General features: G+C 60.1%; 3 protein-coding genes. All 3 read left to right on the forward strand.

All coding sequences use genetic code 11. The annotated features are described in order from the left end of the window. Nucleotides 1–292, forward strand: a 292-nt coding sequence (locus P2G67_RS15895; protein ID WP_275824287.1) for a hypothetical protein, incomplete at its 5' end; no start/stop codon positions are given. Nucleotides 293–322: 30 nt separating this feature from the next. Beyond that, nucleotides 323–1,444, forward strand: coding sequence for a hypothetical protein (locus P2G67_RS15900; RefSeq protein WP_275824288.1), 1,122 nt, complete (start codon nucleotides 323–325; stop codon nucleotides 1,442–1,444). Nucleotides 1,445–1,497: 53 nt separating this feature from the next. Continuing rightward, nucleotides 1,498–2,305 (forward strand): vWA domain-containing protein (locus P2G67_RS15905; RefSeq protein ID WP_275824289.1); only part of this gene is annotated, 808 nt, incomplete at its 3' end.

The raw sequence follows: 2,305 nt of genomic DNA on the forward strand, positions 1-2,305 counted from the left end.
TCGATACCGCGCTGGCCCGCGCAGACTGAGTGCATCCGGCCCAGCCTACAAAGAAGAGCCCACAAAGATCAGGATGTCACCAATGACCAAAGGTTTTCCGCGCGGTGCGCTGCGCGCTCTTCTTCTGCGCGGTCTTCTCCTGTGCGGCGCGCTCGCGCCGCTGCCCCTGGCGGCTGAGGCGCCGTCGGGAAGCTGGATGCGGCTCGACAGTGCCTTGATCGAGCTTGCCAGCTTAAGGATCGCGCGTTTGGCGCAGATGCGGCAGCAACATGATAAGCATTACTGGGATTGAGCGCTAGAAAGACGCTGAGGGAGATGCGAAATGATTAATTCGACACGGATATCGCTGACATTAGCGTTTGTAGCGATGTTACCGCAGGCAGCCTTGGCGAACATTGTTTGCGAGGGCACCTATGAATTCTTCAACGGCAAGGACACTGTCAACGCGATCCCCGGCGAAGCGCCAGAAAACGGCGCTTTGGCAGCAAGGCTCTATAATGCTCAGCGGGGTGCGTGGCTGGGTCAGTTCATGGGCAAGCCGAAAAGTGAGGGCCTGCACGAGGTCAAGGTCAGTCAATGTGGCCGACAGTTCACCCTGTCGCAGGGCTCAAAAACCATGCTGTTCCTGCAATCCATCATGGATGACACGCTTTATGTTGCGCAGGACATCGGCACGAACGAGGCCGAATTGACGCTGCGGGTGGTCGATCACAAGATCATGGTCGGCTCGGTCAAGGGAAAATCGCACGGGTTTGCCTTCAATATCCCGGTCGCGATGGACCCGCGCGATGTCTCCATGCCCGATATGAAGCGGTGCAACGACGACACGGCCGCCACGCCCGACACACCTGCTGGTGACCGCCTGACCGTCGATCCAGCCCTGCGCAGCGAGGTGATCGGCATCGTCGCGGACGAGTTGGGCGTGCCAAGGGATCAGAGCGAGCGCTACATCTCTGCCCTGCGATCCGTGGCCAAAACCCGCCAATCGGACGAGGGGGTGAGCGAAATCCTCCCCGGGGAACCAGGCTGCCCCATCGAATTGACCGGCGTCAAGACCTGCCGGGTCTTTCCGCCCGACACCACGACAGTCGTCGAAGTCAATCTCCTGCTCGATGGGGATGGCCGCCTGCTGCCCGTCACGACGGACGGCTCTGATACGGGGCGGATCCGCGTCGATGATCCCGGCGTGGCGGATTTATGTGCGCCAGAGTCGACGTTGCCCCCGGCGGAACAACGCCTCCGGTTCAAGTTCTTCGCCATCGAGGAAGACGGCATCAACGATGTTCAGGCCGGTCTTTTGGATGCGCGCACCGATCATTTCAAGAAGGCACATTACGCCAAGGGGAAATCCCAGGGGCGCCAGGGGCGTGCAGACGCCGCCGACGAGGCGTATCGGGCTATCGGGTCTCCGGTGACGGGCATACATGCGAGTGTGAAACCGTGAGGCTGGCTGCGAGGGCGATATCCGCATTTGCTGAATTTATGGAGGATTGAAGAATGAAGAAGCTTGCATCGGGATTGGCCGCATTGACCATCGCAGGTGGCATTGCTTGCGCAGCTCCTGCCAGTGCTGCGGACGATGTCGTGATCGTTTATGATGCGTCCGGCTCGATGTGGGGCCAGATCGACGGAACCTCCAAGATCGAGATTGCCCGCGATGTGCTCGCCGATCTGGTCAAAGGCTGGGGCGAGAACACCAATCTGGGCCTCGTTGCCTATGGCCACCGCCGTCAGGGCGATTGCACCGATATCGAGACGATGATCACCCCCGGCCCGCTTGACAAGGCCAAGTTCATCGCCACTGTCAATGCGATCAAACCGGTGGGCAAGACGCCGATCTCGGCCGCGATCCGACAGGCGGCTGATCTTTTGTCCTACCGCGACAACCCGGCAACCGTCGTGCTGATTTCCGACGGGGTGGAAACCTGCAACGCCGACCCCTGTGCAGTTGCGGCGCAACTGGAAAAGCAGGGCGTGAAATTCACCGCGCATGTCGTTGGCTTTGATCTGGACAATGCAGCCCGCGAAAGCCTGTCCTGCATTGCCGAAAATACTGGCGGCAAATTCGTCACCGCCGACAACGCCGATCAACTGAAAACCGCGCTTGCCGAAGTAAAAGGCGCAGTCGAGGAAGTGCCAGAACCGGAAAAGGTGGAAACGCCAACCCTGCCAGAAGTGACCCTTACTGCCCCGAAAGAGGTGACGACCGGCGCCAAATTCGACTTCTCTTGGCAGGGCACGATCAACGGCGCCGATTTCCTGACCATCGTTCCCGCCGGGGCCGACGAGAACGAGGTCAAGGACC

Origin of the sequence: Aquibaculum arenosum, assembly GCF_029222965.1 — a bacterium.
GTDB lineage: Bacteria > Pseudomonadota > Alphaproteobacteria > Kiloniellales > DSM-21159 > Aquibaculum > Aquibaculum arenosum.

Coding starts and splice junctions, on each gene's coding strand:
- P2G67_RS15900 (WP_275824288.1), top strand. CDS start 323: ATGATTAATTCGACACGGATATCGCTGACATTAGCGTTTGTAGCGATG.